Source organism: Halorubrum salinum, from assembly GCF_024494575.1.
GTDB classification, from domain to species: domain Archaea; phylum Halobacteriota; class Halobacteria; order Halobacteriales; family Haloferacaceae; genus Halorubrum; species Halorubrum salinum.
This window is the reverse complement of the sequence record NZ_JANHDO010000001.1, coordinates 661599-675983: the sequence shown is the minus strand read 5'-3', so window position 1 is coordinate 675983 and position 14385 is coordinate 661599. Positions and strand designations below refer to the sequence as shown.

17 protein-coding genes are annotated in these 14385 nt (G+C 68.2%); 10 read left to right on the top strand and 7 right to left on the bottom strand.

Annotated elements, in window-relative coordinates; genetic code table 11:
• The 7 genes from NO930_RS03625 to NO930_RS03595 all read left to right on the top strand — a co-directional run bounded on the left by NO930_RS03625 (position 1) and on the right by NO930_RS03595 (position 4366).
• The gene (locus NO930_RS03625; protein ID WP_345780032.1) at positions 1-438 is read left to right on the top strand and encodes a type II toxin-antitoxin system VapC family toxin; all 438 of its coding nucleotides are present in this window, start codon (positions 1-3) and stop codon (positions 436-438) included.
• Positions 439-459: 21 nt separating this feature from the next.
• Positions 460-1035, top strand: a complete 576-nt coding sequence (locus NO930_RS03620; RefSeq protein WP_256402517.1) for a DNA-directed RNA polymerase — start codon at positions 460-462, stop codon at positions 1033-1035.
• The gene (gene spt4, locus NO930_RS03615) at positions 1035-1232 is read left to right on the top strand and encodes a transcription elongation factor subunit Spt4 (RefSeq protein WP_137784791.1); all 198 of its coding nucleotides are present in this window, start codon (positions 1035-1037) and stop codon (positions 1230-1232) included. Before NO930_RS03620 ends, spt4 begins: the two co-directional genes overlap by 1 nt.
• A gap of 35 nt (positions 1233-1267) precedes the next feature.
• Positions 1268-1882, top strand: a complete 615-nt coding sequence (locus NO930_RS03610) for a GTP-dependent dephospho-CoA kinase family protein (protein ID WP_256402516.1) — start codon at positions 1268-1270, stop codon at positions 1880-1882.
• A 76-nt stretch (positions 1883-1958) separates the two neighbouring features.
• Positions 1959-2267, top strand: a complete 309-nt coding sequence (locus NO930_RS03605; protein ID WP_137784850.1) for a 30S ribosomal protein S24e — start codon at positions 1959-1961, stop codon at positions 2265-2267.
• Between the two features lie 11 nt (positions 2268-2278).
• Positions 2279-3955: a bifunctional N(6)-L-threonylcarbamoyladenine synthase/serine/threonine protein kinase gene (locus NO930_RS03600; protein WP_256402515.1), complete on the top strand. Its 1677-nt coding sequence runs from the start codon at positions 2279-2281 to the stop codon at positions 3953-3955.
• Positions 3956-4072: 117 nt separating this feature from the next.
• Positions 4073-4366: a DUF5808 domain-containing protein gene (locus NO930_RS03595; RefSeq protein ID WP_137783864.1), complete on the top strand. Its 294-nt coding sequence runs from the start codon at positions 4073-4075 to the stop codon at positions 4364-4366.
• A 27-nt stretch (positions 4367-4393) separates the two neighbouring features.
• On the opposite strand, the gene NO930_RS03590 is transcribed toward NO930_RS03595, so the two are convergent.
• From NO930_RS03590 to pyrH, 3 genes are read right to left on the bottom strand one after another with little or no spacing between them, the layout of a single operon-like run.
• Entirely contained in the window at positions 4394-4651 is a 258-nt protein-coding gene (locus NO930_RS03590; RefSeq protein ID WP_137783865.1) for a DUF7573 domain-containing protein, read from the bottom strand.
• The gene (gene lysS / locus NO930_RS03585; RefSeq protein ID WP_256402514.1) at positions 4652-6409 is read right to left on the bottom strand and encodes a lysine--tRNA ligase; all 1758 of its coding nucleotides are present in this window, start codon (positions 6407-6409) and stop codon (positions 4652-4654) included.
• Positions 6406-7131, bottom strand: a complete 726-nt coding sequence (gene pyrH, locus NO930_RS03580) for a UMP kinase (protein ID WP_256402513.1) — start codon at positions 7129-7131, stop codon at positions 6406-6408. Before pyrH ends, lysS begins: the two co-directional genes overlap by 4 nt.
• Positions 7132-7225: 94 nt before the next feature.
• On the opposite strand from pyrH, the gene NO930_RS03575 reads away from it, so the two are divergent.
• The 3 genes from NO930_RS03575 (at position 7226) to NO930_RS03565 (ending at position 10129) form a co-directional block, all read left to right on the top strand.
• Positions 7226-8092 (top strand): molybdopterin synthase, encoded by an 867-nt coding sequence (locus NO930_RS03575; RefSeq protein WP_256402512.1) that lies wholly within the window; start codon positions 7226-7228, stop codon positions 8090-8092.
• Positions 8093-8443: 351 nt separating this feature from the next.
• Positions 8444-8701, top strand: coding sequence for a DUF7123 family protein (locus tag NO930_RS03570; RefSeq protein WP_049983168.1), 258 nt, complete (start codon positions 8444-8446; stop codon positions 8699-8701).
• 279 nt (positions 8702-8980) lie between these two features.
• On the top strand, positions 8981-10129 hold the full coding sequence (locus tag NO930_RS03565; RefSeq protein WP_256402511.1) for a site-2 protease family protein: 1149 nt from the start codon (positions 8981-8983) through the stop codon (positions 10127-10129).
• A gap of 83 nt (positions 10130-10212) precedes the next feature.
• Here the strand turns inward: NO930_RS03565 and NO930_RS03560 are convergent, their stop codons facing one another.
• The 4 genes from NO930_RS03560 to NO930_RS03545 form a co-directional block, all read right to left on the bottom strand.
• Positions 10213-11886 (bottom strand): ABC1 kinase family protein, encoded by a 1674-nt coding sequence (locus NO930_RS03560; RefSeq protein WP_256402510.1) that lies wholly within the window; start codon positions 11884-11886, stop codon positions 10213-10215.
• Positions 11887-11889: 3 nt separating this feature from the next.
• A complete protein-coding gene (locus tag NO930_RS03555; RefSeq protein ID WP_137783377.1) occupies positions 11890-12273 on the bottom strand; it encodes an Hsp20/alpha crystallin family protein in 384 nt (127 codons plus the stop codon).
• Between the two features lie 102 nt (positions 12274-12375).
• Positions 12376-13164, bottom strand: coding sequence for a DUF2391 family protein (locus tag NO930_RS03550; protein ID WP_256402509.1), 789 nt, complete (start codon positions 13162-13164; stop codon positions 12376-12378).
• 299 nt (positions 13165-13463) lie between these two features.
• A complete protein-coding gene (locus NO930_RS03545; RefSeq protein ID WP_256402508.1) occupies positions 13464-14246 on the bottom strand; it encodes an alpha/beta fold hydrolase in 783 nt (260 codons plus the stop codon).
• Positions 14247-14385: the final 139 nt, after the last annotated feature.

Genomic DNA, 14385 nt, shown 5'->3' with positions numbered 1-14385 from the left:
GTGACAGACCCCGCCCGCTCGCTCCTGGCAGACGCCTCGGCGGGTGCGGACGCGGCCCCGCCGGTCGTCGCGCTCGACGCGAGCGCGCTCATGGCTCCGGTCGAGGCGAACGTCCGGCTCTTCGAGGAGCTCGATCGGCTCCTCGGGACCTACGAGGCGGTCGTTCCCGCGGCCGTCGTCGCCGAACTGGACGGACTGCAGGCCGGAAACGGCGCGGAGGCGACCGCGGCGAGCGTGGGCGCGGACCTCGCGGCGCGGGCGGAGACGGTAGAGACCGAGGAAACGTACGCGGACGACGCGCTCGTCGAGCTGGTCACCGAGGGCCGGATCGACGGCGTCGTCACCAACGATCGACCGCTGGCGAATCGGGTGCTGGAGGCGGACGCACCAGTAATCGGTTTAAGGGGTCGGAACACACTGGCGATAACGGAACCCTAGCGGACGCGGACAACCAACACTATGTACAAACGAGTTCGACTCAAGGATACGGTCGAGGTACCGCCGAAACACCTGGCGGACGTCACCGACGAGCGGGTGAAAGCCCTGCTACAGGACAAACTGGAAGGACGGATGGACGAGGAGGTCGGCAGCGTCGTGAGCGTCATCAACGTCCACGACATCGGCGAGGGGGCGGTGTTACACAACCGGCCCGGCGTCTACTACGAGGCCGAGTTCGACGCGCTCACCTACGACCCCGACATGCAGGAGGTCGCGGACGGTACCGTCGTGGAGACGGTGGAGTTCGGGGCGTTCGTCGGTATCGGTCCGGTCGACGGGCTGCTCCACGTCTCGCAGATCACGGACGAGTACCTCACGTTCGACGGGGCGAACCAGCAGCTCGCCTCCTCGGACTCCGATAAGACGCTCGGCGTCGACGACGCCGTCCGGGTCCGCGTCGTGACGAAGAGCATCGACGAGCGCAACCCCCGCGACTCGAAGATCGGGCTCACGGCGAAACAGCCCGGTCTCGGGAAACACGAGTGGCTGGAGGGACAGCGGAAACACCGCGAACAGACCGGTGAGGAGGCCGACTGATGGCCGAGGACCGCCTCGCGTGTCGGGAGTGTCACCACGTCAACGACCCCGACGCACAGACCTGCGAGCACTGCGGGTCGTCGTCGCTGACGGAGGACTGGGCGGGATACGTCATCATCACCCGGCCGGAGGAAAGCGAGATCGCCGAAGAGATGAACGTCACGAAGGCGGGCTCGTACGCGCTGAAGGTCCGGTAGGACGGACACGCCGAAAGCCGACCACACGCCCAGTCATGCTCACCCTTCCAGACTCACTCAGAGACGCGTTCAAGGACCCCCTCGGCCCGGTGACGACCGACACCGACGCGCTGCTCGCGGAGGCCGCGGAGACGGCCGCGGCGCACGCCGAGACGACCGCGGCCGATCGGGCCGCAGCCGACCCGACCGTGAGGGACGCTCCGATCATCGCCGTCGGGGACGTGGTCACCTATCACCTCCGTGCGGCCGGGCGCGTTCCCGACGTGGCCGTCATCGACGGGAAGACGGAGCGCGAGGCGGTCGACGAGGAGATCGAGGCGTCGCTCGCGGACCCGGAGGTCCGACGAGTCTCCGTGAGCAACCCCGCGGCGTCGCTGTCGGCGGAGCTGCTCTCGGCGCTCGCGACGGCGTTGGCCGACGACGAACCGACGTGGATCGAGGTGACGGGCGAGGAGGACCTCGCGACGCTGCCGGCGATCCTCGCCGCGTCGAACGGGGCGAGCGTCGTCTACGGACAGCCGGGCGAGGGGATGGTCCGGGTTCCGGTCACCTCGGAGACGCGGGCCGAGGCTCGCGAGCTGTTCGAGGCGCTCGACGGCGACGTCGACGCGGCGTACGACGCGCTCGGCGTCGATCCGGACGACAGATAATAACCGTCGATCCGCCGCGACACCCCCGCTTCGAAATCCTTTTACAGCTTTCGGGGGGATATACGCGTAACTGACCATGGACGTCGACATCATCTCCGAAGAGGAGAACCCCATGTTGCACCGCACCGATATCCGCTTCGAGACGACCCACGAGGAGGCGACGCCCTCCCGTCTCTCGGTCCGCGACTCGCTCGCGGCCAAGCTGGACAAAGACTCCGAGGAAGTCGTCGTCCACGAGCTAGACACCAAGTTCGGCATGCGCAAGACGGTCGGCTACGCGAAGGTGTACGACTCCGCGGCCGACGCGCTCGACGTCGAACAGGAGTACATGCTCGAACGCAACAAGATCGGCGGCGAGGGCGACGCGGACGCCGAAGAGGCCTAACGCTCCGCCGAATGCGCGTTCTCGGCATCGAGGGAACCGCGTGGTGTGCGAGCGCCGCGCTGTACGACGCCGAGACCGACGCTGTTCTCATCGAATCGAACCCCTACGAGCCGGACAGCGGCGGCATTCACCCGCGCGAGGCCGCGGAACACATGTCCGAGGCGATCCCCGCGGTCGTCGACGCGGTGTTGACCGCCGCGGAGAACGAGTACGGCCCGGACGCCGTCGACGCGGTCGCCTTCTCGCGCGGACCCGGGCTCGGCCCCTGCCTCCGTACGGTCGGCACCGCGGCGCGGGCGCTCGCGGGCGCGCTCGACGTCCCCCTCGTCGGGGTGAACCACATGGTGGCACACCTCGAGATCGGCAGGCATCGCTCGGGGTTCGACAGCCCGGTCTGTCTTAACGCCTCCGGGGCGAACGCGCACCTCCTCGGCTACCACGACGGTCGCTACCGCGTGCTCGGCGAGACGATGGACGCCGGCGTCGGCAACGCGATCGACAAGTTCACCCGCCACGTCGGATGGGACCACCCCGGCGGACCGAAGGTCGAGGCCGCGGCCGCGGAGTACGCGGCGGAGCACGCTTCGGACGGCCCCGACGACCTCCTCGATCTCCCGTACGTCGTCAAGGGGATGGACTTCTCGTTTTCGGGGATCAGCTCCGCGGCCAACGACGCGTACGACGACGGCGTGTCGGTGGAGGCGATCTGCTTTTCGCTTCAAGAACACGTGTTCGCGATGCTCACCGAGGTCGCCGAGCGCGCGCTGTCTCTGACCGGGGCGACCGAACTCGTCCTCGGCGGCGGCGTCGCCCAGAACGACCGGCTGCGAGAGATGCTCTCGGCGATGTGTGAAGACCGCGGAGCCGACTTTCACGCGCCCGAGCCGCGCTTCCTCCGCGACAACGCCGGGATGATCGCCGTCCTCGGCGCGAAGATGGCGCGGGCGGACGACGCCGTCGCGATCGCCGACTCCGCCGTCGATCCGAACTTCCGTCCGGATCAGGTGCCCGTGACGTGGCGCGACGACGGATCGGTCGCCGTCGGCGAGGGCGTCGACGCGGCCGAGACTCGCGTGACCGACCGCCGGGGAGCGGAGGCGGTCGTCGATATCGAGGCGGGTGACGGGGGCGACCGCGTGATCAAGCGCCGGGTTCCGAAGCGGTATCGACACCCGGAGCTGGACCGCTCGATCAGGCGCGACCGGACCGTCTCCGAGGCGCGGATCACGAGCGAGGCGCGCCGATCCGGCGTCCCGACCCCGCTCGTGTACGACGTCGACGTGCCGAACGCAACGCTCACGCTCCAGCACGTCGGCGACCGGGACCTCGCGGCCGCCCTCGACGACGGCGAGGCGTGGGTGCGCGCGACGGGGCGTCACCTCGCGACGCTCCACGAGGCCGGGATCGTCCACGGGGATCCGACGACCCGAAACGTCAGAATTGCGGACGAGCCGCGGTCGGCCCCGGAGGCGTCGCGGACCGCGCTCATCGATTTCGGACTCGGCTACCACACCGGTCACGTCGAAGACCACGCGATGGACCTCCACGTCTTCGAGGGGTCGGTCCGGGCGACTGCGACCGACCCGGAGGCGCTGATCGACGCGTTCGAGACGGGGTACGCCGCCGTCGGCGACCCGACCGTCCTCGACCGTCTCCGCGACGTCGAGGGGCGCGGCCGGTACCGGTGAGCGGGAGACGCCGGCGGCCGAGGGTCCCGGTGAGCGGGAGGCGTGCGGCTCCGAGATCTCCCCCGACGCGCGACGGCTTGCGCCACGATTTATATGGCCGGCGGGCGATTCACCGATATGGCAGACAAACCGTCGTCGGGTGAGATTCTCGGAATCCCGTACAACTTCGATCGACCGAGCCTCGGTCGACTCCTCTCGTCGCACTGGCAGCCGGACGAGGGCATGCTGGTCGAGAAGCCGTTCGGCATCGGCTACACGCTGAACCTCGCGAACTGGCGGTCGTGGATCGTCCTCGCGGTCGCCGGCGGGCTCTACTACCAGCAGACGCAGAGCGGGGCCGGCGGCAGCGACGGGGACGCGGCCGACTCGGACGACGACGGTCCCGTCGAAGTCATCGTCGACGGCGAGTAACCGAGCACCGACCTCGCGTCTTTTCCGCTATCCAGACCAGTCCTTGCAGTCGGCACAGACGAGCGCGTCGCCGTCGCGCCAGCGACGACTGATCGGCTCGCCGCACCGGTCGCAGTCGGCACCGTCCGCGGTCCACGTCGCGGTCGCGGTGACCGGCTCGGCGTCCGTCTCACTCTGTTCGCCGCTCTCCGGCGCTGTGTCCGCGTCGCTCCGATCGCCGTGTCCGTCGTCTCGATCGGCGTCCGCCGCGCCCGCGAACTCGTCGAGCGATCGGTCCTCGGCCATCTACGCCTCCCGTCGGAGCCGCTCGACCACGTACTCGCGCTCCAGTTCGCCGAGGAACTCGCCGAGCCGCGGCCCCTGCGTGTCGTCGAAGAAAAGCCGGTATCCGGCCGAAAAGAAGTCGCTGACCTCGATCCCGTGGTCGCGAGCCGTCTCGTACATCTCGCTCTGTATCGCTTCGCCGTCGTGACCGGCGGCGACGAAATCGGCGAGGTCGTCGAGCGCGGCCGCAACGTCGTCGTCGAAGTCGACGTTCGGAAGCGCGGTCTGAAGCCGGTAGTCGTACTCGTTTTCCGTCCGTTCCGCCCAGTTCCGCGCCTTCTCGACGCGGGCGAGGGCGGCCGCGATCGCCTCGTCGCTCGCATCCTCGGGGATGTGTCCCTCGTCGCGGGCGAGCCGCTCGCGGAACGCCGGGTCGTCGACCATCCCGAGGACGGCCGCGAACGTGTATGGCAGTCGGATCGGCTTCTCGGTCGGCGGGTCCTCGGGACGCCCGACGACGAACGGGTACGCGCGCTCGGCGAAGGCTGTCAGCCCCTCGTCGTCGACCTCGCCGAAGTACGCGCGCTCGAAGCGGTCGAAGCGGTCGACGAGCTGATCGAGCCGCTCGACGTCGAGGTCTCGGGCCTTCTTCGGATGGAGCGCGAAGAAGTACCGCAGCACTTCGGGTTCGAGGAGGTCCAACAGCTCCGGGACGGTGACGATGTTGCCCGCGGACGACGAGAGCGGTTCGCCGTTGAGCGTGAACCACTCGTACACCATCGGCACCGGCGGCTCGATCCCGAGGACGTTACGAGCGACGTCGACCCCGGAGGGCCACGACCCCTCGGCGTGGTCCTTTCCGAACGGCTCGAAGTCGACGTCCAGCACGTCCCACTGACCGGGCCACTCCAGCCGCCACGGGAGCTTCCCCTCGCGGAACGTGGCAGTCCCTTCGTGGCCGCAGCCCTCGATCGTCTCGTCGCCGACCGCCATGTCGGTGCAGACGTACTCGACCGTCTCGCTCTCCGTGTCGACCCCGGTGACCGTCTCCGTGATCTTCCCGCACTCGGCACAGACGGGGTTGAACGGGACGTACTCCCCGTCGACTTTGTCCTGGTACGCAGAGAGCACCTCTCGGACGCGGTCGAGGTCGGAGAGGACGGTTCGGGTGACCGAGTCGAACGTCCCGTCGGCGTACAACTCGGTGTTAGACACCATCTCGACCGGGACGTCGAGCCGGTCGGCGTCGGCTTCGAGCAGGGCCGCGAAGTGGGCGGCGTACGACTCGCGCTCGCCGAACGGGTCCGGTATCGCGGTGTACGGCCTGCCGAGATTCCGCCCGAGCGCGCCGGCGTCGACCTCGCCGAGCCCGACGATCTCGCCGTCGGCGTTCGCCAGCTTTCGCGGGATCTTCCGGAGGGGGTCTTTGTCGTCGGAGGTGAACACCTGTCTGACCTCGTGTCCGCGGTCGCGGAGCACCTCGGCGACGAAGTAGCCGCGCATGATCTCGTTGAAGTTCCCGAGGTGTGCCACGCCCGAAGGCGAGACGCCGCCTTTGATCACGACCGGATCGTCGACGCCGCGCGCCTCGATCTCGTCCGCGACGACGTCGGCCCAGAACGCGTGGAAGTCGTCGCCCGCCGTACCATCGCTAGTTTCGCCGCCGGCTAGCGCGTCCCCGTCGTCACCGTCGGCCTCCTCACCTTCGCCCACCGCCGGACGATCAGAGAGGATGTGCGGGGAGTCGCTCGGTCCGCCAGTGGCGTCGCGGTCGGTCATGACTGCTCCGTGCGTACGGGGTCGGCCCGTTCGTCGCCGCCGACGGGGATCACGTCGGTGCCGGAGTGGTCGCCGGAGACGACGGCGTCGACGACGGCGCTCGGGTCGGTGCCGTCGAGGACGATCGCGCGCATCCCCGCGCGGTCGATGAGCTTCGCGGCGAGCAGGTCGACGGGAGCGGAGGCACCGGCGTCGCGGCTCATCGGGAGGACGACCTCGACGAGCTCCGCGGGCGACATCTCGGCGAACTGCGTCGCGTCCGGGTCAGCGTTGGGGTCTGCGTCGTACACGCCGTCGGCGCTCGTCGCGTACACGAGCAGGTCGGCGTCGACGGACTCGGCGAACGCGGCGGCGACGGCGTCGGTTGTCTGTCCGGGCGTCATCCCGCCCATCACAGACACCTCGCCGCGGCGGAGCCCGGCCGCCGCCTCGTCGTACTCGGTCGCCGGCGAGACGGCCGCGGTCTCTCCGAGCGCGGCGATCAGCAGCCGGGCGTTGAGTCGGGTCGTCCCGATGCCGAACTGGTCGAGTTCGACCTCGTTCGCGCCGAGGGCGCGTGCCGTCTCGATGTATTCGCGCGCGACGCCGCCGCCGCCGACGACGACGCCGACCTCGTGGTCGGCCGCGACCAGCCGCTCGATCGCGTCGGCGTACGCGGCCACCCGGTCCGGGTCGAGATCGGGCGCGAGCACGCTCCCGCCGACAGAAACGACGACTCTCATTACCGTCGAATATCCCTGTCGCGGTCTTAAGGATTATCAAGCCCGGACGCGGCCGCCGGGAAACGCCTAAGCCGCTCGCACACCGCTACCGAGTATGCAGCCGATATCGATCCTCGGGTCCGACGCCGCGGCCCTCGCCGCGGCCCTCGCCGATCGGCTCGACGGACGGGTGGCCGTCGTCGACCGTCGCGAGCGATCCGATGCTGGCGGAGACGACACGGACGAGAGCGCGACCGACGGCGGGACCGTCGACGCTCGGACCGCGTCGACGACGCGAACGGACCCCGACTACGACACCGAAATCGCGCTCGACGCGGACGGGTCGTGGTCCGGCTCCGGGCGCGTCGACGGCCTCGACGAGATGCTCGACGACCTCGCCCCCGCCCACGACTACCTCCTCGTGCTCGGCGAGTCGCGCCTGCGCGTGCCCGCCGTCCTCCTCGGCGACGGTGTCTCCCCCGACGACGTTCCGGGTCAGGTTCTCGCCACCGCACCCTCGGCGGACGACGTCGCGCTCGACCGGCTCGTCGTCGACCTCGACGACGCGGAACCGTGGATCACCCGCGAGACGCTGGTTCGAAGAGTGGAGGCGTCTTCACGCGCCGACCGCTCCGGGGCGATCGCGACGTTCACCGGGCGGGTTCGTGAGCGCGACGGCGCGGACGACGACCGGACGACCCACCTCGCCTTCGAGAAGTACGAGGGCGTCGCGCGCGATCGAATGGACGCCATCGCCGCGGAGCTGACCGAGCGCGACGGTGTCTTCGACGTCCGCATGCACCACCGGACGGGCGTGATAGAGTCAGGTGAAGACATCGTGTTCGTCGTCGTGCTCGCGGGACACCGCCGAGAGGCGTTCCGCGCGGTCGAAGACGGGATCGATCGGCTCAAAGACGAGGTCCCGATATTCAAAAAAGAGACCACCGAAGCCGAGGCGTTCTGGGTCCACCAGCGCGAGTGATAGCGCCCCCTCGATTCGACCGGCGGACGCGATTCGTTCAGGGTCGAAAAGCGGAAACGAACAGATCGCCCGGACGCGAGCGAGGAGCACCTAGCCGCATCGAAGCAATATTCACCGCAATCGTGCGCCTATGGTGTCAGATGAAATGCATAACTGCACGCTCGGACCTCACGCTAAAAGACAGACTCTGCTGGCTCTGTAAAATGTCTAACGTCGTTTGCGAGCGTTGTAAACGGTCCGTCAGACACGTTTTAGACCGGTCGCTCCGCGTAAAACGCCCTGAAAGCTACTGAACACCGTTCAACGGTCGCCGCTTTATAACACCTTCCGGGGGCAAGACGTGAGTGTATCATGAGCGCGACTGCAAACCCCTCCACGAACGCGACGGCCGACGACCGCAGCAAAGAAGAGCGGCTGAAACAGTACCTGCTCGATCGCGCCGAAGAAGGCGAGATGTATTTCAAAGGAAAGTTCATCGCCGACGACGTCGACCTCTCCCCGAAGGAGATCGGCGCGCTGATGGTGAAGCTCCGCGACTCGGCCACCGAGCTCACCGTCGAGAAGTGGTCGTACACGGGCGCGACGACGTGGCGCATCGAGCCGGCGTAACGTCGCCGATAGCCACCGAGTGACCGGCAGACCGCCACTACGACAGCGCGCTCACGCGCGTCCCCGCCGCGTCGTTCCTCCCAGCAGACTCGCTTTTCGTCTTCCTCCCGATAGCGTGAAGACTGCCGGTGTCGCGGTTTTTCGATAGTCCGCACGCGCTGTTCGGACACGTCTACCACGCGCGCCGTTCGGATACCGCTGCGAGTGGGCGTCGGCTCCCCCGCCAAGAGACCGTCGTCCGACGCGGGGTTTATACTGGACGACCAGTTACGACGGACGATGCCAGAACACGACGGAAGGGCGTCGGCGACGACCGACGCGCCGCGTCCGGAGCCGCTGCGGACGTTCTTCCGGGTCGACGAGGTCCATCGGGACGACGGTCGCGTCCGGTACGTGGGCGAGTCGTACGTTCCGGAGCGGACGCTGGTGCGGAAGCTGGTCCCGCCGTTCCGCGAGGCCGGATACGACGTCGACGTCGACGTGGTGGACGGCCGGCACGTCGTCGTCGCGACGCCGTTCGGCCACGACCGAGACGGGGTCCCGTGGGTCAACCTCGCGATGTTCGTCGCGACCGTCCTGTCGACGCTCTTCGTCGGGGCGTACGGATGGTTCTACGTCGGATGGGGAGAGATCACGGCGAACCCGCTTTCCGTCCTGCAGGGGTGGCCGTTCACGGTCGCGGTGCTCGGCGTCCTGATGACGCACGAACTGGGCCACTACGTCGCCGGGCGGTACCACGGCGTCGACGTCTCGCTACCGTACGTCATTCCGTTCGTGTTCCCGTTCGGCACGCTGGGTGCTGTGATCCGAATGCGGGGACGGATGCCCTCGCGGAAGGCGCTCTTCGACATCGGCGTCGCCGGGCCGATCGCGGGGCTCGTCGCGACGGTCGTCGTGACCGCGATCGGCCTCTCGCTCGATCCGATCCGGGTCCCCGCGGCGCTCGCCGACGCCTCGGGCACCGTCATCCAGTTCAATAATCCGCCGCTGTTGTCGATCATCGCCGACCTCCTCGGGCAGCCGACCTCGTACGAGGACCCGGGCCTGACGGCGCATCCGGTGGTGATCGGCGGCTGGGTCGGGATGTTCTTCACCCTCCTCAACCTCCTTCCCGTCGGGCAGCTCGACGGCGGTCACATGGTCCGCGCGATGGTCGGACCGCGACAGGAGACCATCGCGTCGCTCGTGCCCGCCGCGCTGTTCACCGTCGCCGCGTACCTCTACTTCTGGCGCGGATTCGGGATCGACCAGTCGGTGGGGCTGTGGGCGTTCTGGGGCGTGTTCTCGCTCGTGATCGCGTACAACGGACCGGCGAATCCGACGGACGAAACGCGGCTCGGATGGCCCCGGATCGCCGTCGGGATCGCGACGTTCGCGCTGGGCGCGCTCTGTTTCCTGCTCGTGCCGATACAGGTCGTGACGACCTGAAGAGCAGATCTCTCACCCGGGGTGACGACCTCCCGCCTGAGACGTCGGTCCCGCGGATCCGCGTCACGGACCCGGCCGACTTCTCACTCCTCGCGTCGCTTTTTCATTCCCTGTCGCGTGAACTGCGGCCGCGCGCGGATCCCGCGCTTCTTTCGGAACGACCGGTAGAGGGCGACCGCGAGCGGCGCGGCCAACACGAGGACGACCGCCGCGAGCCGCCACTCCTCGGCGAACGAGTAGAGGATCGTCGCCGAGAGCACGCCGACCGCGAGCAGCACGGAGTAGGCGATCCGCATCGCGAGCTTGTCGAGGACCTTCGAGTCGTCTTCGATCGTGACGTCGACGTGGAGGTCGCCGCGGTTCGCTCGGTCGAGAAAGTCGTCTGCCTTCGGCGGCACGGTGAACAGCGCCTCGGCGGTCCGCTGGGCCTGCTGTCCGGCCTGCTGGGCGAGGTTCCGTGCCGTCTCCTCGTAGTACCCCTCGTCTCGGAGGTACTCCGTCGCCGTCGAGATGAAGTCGAACTCGGGGTCGAGCGTAACACAGACCCCTTCGACGACCGTCGCGACCCGCAACACGAGCGCGAGGTTCGGGGGGAGCCGCAGCGGGAACTCGTATATCGTCGACTCCACCTGCTCGATTATCTGATTCACCTGGTACTGCTCTATGTCCTCACCGCTGGCGTCCGCGATGGCGAGTTCCATCACGTTCCCCATCACCTCGCGGTCGGCGTCCGGCGACAGCGTTCCCATCGCGATCAGCGTGTCCAGTATCGCGTCGATGTCCTGTCGGGCGACCGCGACGTAGAAGTCGACGATCTTCTCTTGAATGAACGGCTCGACGCGACCCGCCATGCCGAAGTCGTAGAATATCACCGTGCCGTCGTCGTCGACGGCGAGGTTACCGGGGTGGGGGTCGGCGTGGAACACCCCGTCTTCGATTATCATCTGGAGGTACACCTCTTGGAGCGTCTCTGCGATGGCGTTCCGGTCGAACCCCGCGTCGTCGAGCGTGTCAATGTCGCTGATCTTCGTTCCGGGGACGTACTCCATGGTGAGCACGCGCGGGCCCGAGACGGCCTCGTAGGTGTCCGGAATCCGGATTCGGTCTTCGTCCGCGAAGTTGCCGCGGATCTCTTCGAGGATGGTCCGCTCTCGCTCGTAATCCATCTCCTCGCGGATCGTCTTCGCGAACTCGTCGGCGAGGTTCTCGAGCGAGAACGCCCGTCCGCTCCCGGTGAACTGTTTGACGAGCGGGATCGACCAGCGGATGGTCCGGAGGTCCGCCTCGACGAGCGACTCGATCCCCGGGCGGCGGACCTTCACCGCGACCGGGTCGCCGTCGTATCGGGCCGTGTACACCTGACCGAGGCTCGCGCCGCTTATCGACTCCCGGTCGAAGTCGTCGAAGACGTCGTCGACGGGGCCGAGTTCGTCTTCGAGTACGGTCCGTGACTCCTCCCACGGGGCGGGCGGCACGTCGTCTTGGAGGTCCTCCAACACCTCGATGTACGCGGGCGGGAGGATGTCCGGCCGCGTCGAGAGCAGCTGGCCGAGCTTGATGAATGTCGGGCCGAGGGTGAGCAGGGTGTCGAGGAGGATCGCCGCCCGCTCCCGCTGGGTCTCCGTGTCGACCTCGCGACCGCCGCCGAACAGGAGGTACCGTTTCCGGTCCCGCCAGTAGGCGACGATCAGCGGCGAGAACTGCCGCATGACCACGACGAATCGCCAGTATGCGCGAAGGTTGACCAGCGTCACCACCCGTCAGGCGTCACGGTCGGAGCCGTCCCCGTCTCCCTCGTCGATCGGGATAGTGCGCGCGGCGTCGTCGCTCCGCTTGGGGATGGTGACTTCGAGGACGCCGCGGTCCATCTCCGCGTCCGCCCCGCTTTCGTCGGCGTCCGCGGGAAGTGGCAACTCGGCGTCGAGGAACAGCGGACGGTCCTCTCGCACGTAGCGGAAGCCGTCCGGAACGGCCTTCTCTCGCCGGCCTTCGATAACGAGCCGCCCGTCCTCCGCGAGTACCTCGGTCGTCTCCGCGGTTGCCCCCGGGAGGTCGACGACGAGAACGTATCCCTCGTCGGATTCGAGCAGATCCGCAAACACCGCGTCCGGGAGGTCCCGGAGCGCGTCGCGTAACGCTGACATGAACTCTCGTAGGGTCGCCGCGGCGAAAAAGGTGTGGAAAACGCGGATCGATCGCGCGGCTGGCCGACCGGTCAGGCGGGGGTGACGGGGCTCCCGGAGCGGTCAGTCCTCCCGCTCGCGACCGCCGCGGTCGAAGTCGAGGTCCAAGTCGATGTCGTAGATGTCCTCGCCCTGTGACTCGCCCGGAAGGATGTCCCCGAGACTGGCACCGAAGGCGGCGGCCGCCCAGACGACCGCTACCCGGCCCACCTGTTCGAGCGCAGTCGGCCCCCCCTCGTGGAGTCGACCCCAGAGAAGCAGCATGAACACGGACGTTACGAGCGAGACGAGCAGGATGCCCGCGTACCGGCGCGGGATAACGCCGAGAATCGGGTGTCTGACTTCGATGTGTCGGAAGTCGGCGAAATAGAGCAGACCGGCGGTCATGACGAGGACGAAGCAGACGTGCGCGATCAGAAAGACCGGAACGCCACCCGGCGCGGTCGCGGCGAACCACGCTGCGATCTCGAAGACGCCTCCTTCGACGAGCAGCGGCAGCGAAAAGAGGACCGCCCCGACGAACGCCTCCGCCATGTCCCGCGAGGTGTACTTGGTGATCCGGGTGGTGAACGCCGCGCTCCCGGGCATTCGTTCGACGAGCGAGATCGTCTGTCGCACCTTCTCCCGCTCGTGCCCCTCGTCGACGGTGTCACGGAGCGCGTCGAGTTTCGCGAGCAGATCGTTGATGTCGGGGTCGCTCGGAGCGTACGTGGGATCTGCCGATCTATCACCGCCGTCCGCCAGTCGATCACCGGACCCCGAAGACCCCTCATCGACGGAAGCCGCCGAACCATCGTCGGATCTCGCCGCGTCGGCGGCGGAGCGCCCCGCGTCGTCCCCGTCGGTACCCATGGACCACCGCTCGACGCCGACCACCGAAAGCGTACCGGCTGGTTCCCTCGCCCTCGTTGCCGATCATTTTATATACTGTGAGGTGGTAACACATACCACGAGGTGAGTATCAAGGCCATCGGAGACCGATATCGACTGTGTTCAGTTGCCGAGCGGTACCGCAATGAGTCCAGTGTGGACCGTCTTCGAGGCGCAGCGCGCACGGGTCGTCGACGACCCGTGTGCTCTCAAGCGTTCTTCGCCCGCGTTTTCCGTTGCTCGTAACCTCCCGCGTCACGTGCCGTCAGTTTCCGAGACGGCTACGGCGAGGAGCGCACGCGCCGCAGGAACGCCGACAGCGCGGCGTTGAACGCCGCGGGCCGTTCGAGCATCGCGAGGTGAGCGGCGTCGTCGATCGCCGCGTACTCGCAGTCGCCGATCCGGTCGGCGAGGTACTCGTGGGACGCGGGCGGCGTGAGCGCGTCGTGCTCGCCGACGACCGCGAGCGACGGGACGGCGATCTCGCCGAGGCGCTCGCGGACGTCGAAGGCGTGGCAGGTCCAGAAATCGCGCTCCGTGACCTCGCGGCCGCACTCCCGCATGGCGATGCGCGACCGTTCGACGTACTCCGGCGGCGCGTCGTGAAAGAGGCGGTCGGGGTCGTGTAGGTAATCGATCGCCCGGTCGAAGTCGGTCGAAAGCGCGTCCAGTAGCTCGGGAGCGACGCCGAGCGTCGCGCCCGTGCCCGCGAGGACCAGTCCGTCCAGCGCGTGGTCGCGGTCGAGCGCGACGCGCAGCGCCACGGCCCCGCCGAGTGAACTGCCACAGAGCACGGTCGCGTCCGTCTCCGCGGCGACGGCGACGACGTCGTCGGCGTACGCGGCGAGAGTCTCTGTTCCCGCCGCCGTGTCCACGTCCTCGCTGTCGCCGTGTCCCGACAGGTCGAGCGCGACGGTTCGAAACCGCCCGCTCGCTCGGGCTTGCGCCGTCCACACGTCTTTCGTTCCGCCGCTACCGTGAACGAAACAGACCGTCGGGCCGTCCCCTCCGGGGTCCGCGACCCGGTAGGCCGTCGCGCGAGCGTGATGCGTGACGCGTTCCATGACCAACCCTCCCGCGCGTCGGATGATAAGCGTCCGGCCGCCGGGTGCGGCGGGACCGTCCGTGCCGAGCGCAGCTCCGCGCATCGCAGTCACCGTCGAACCGCAACACTACCGGTACAGATCTCATTCGCTCACGTCC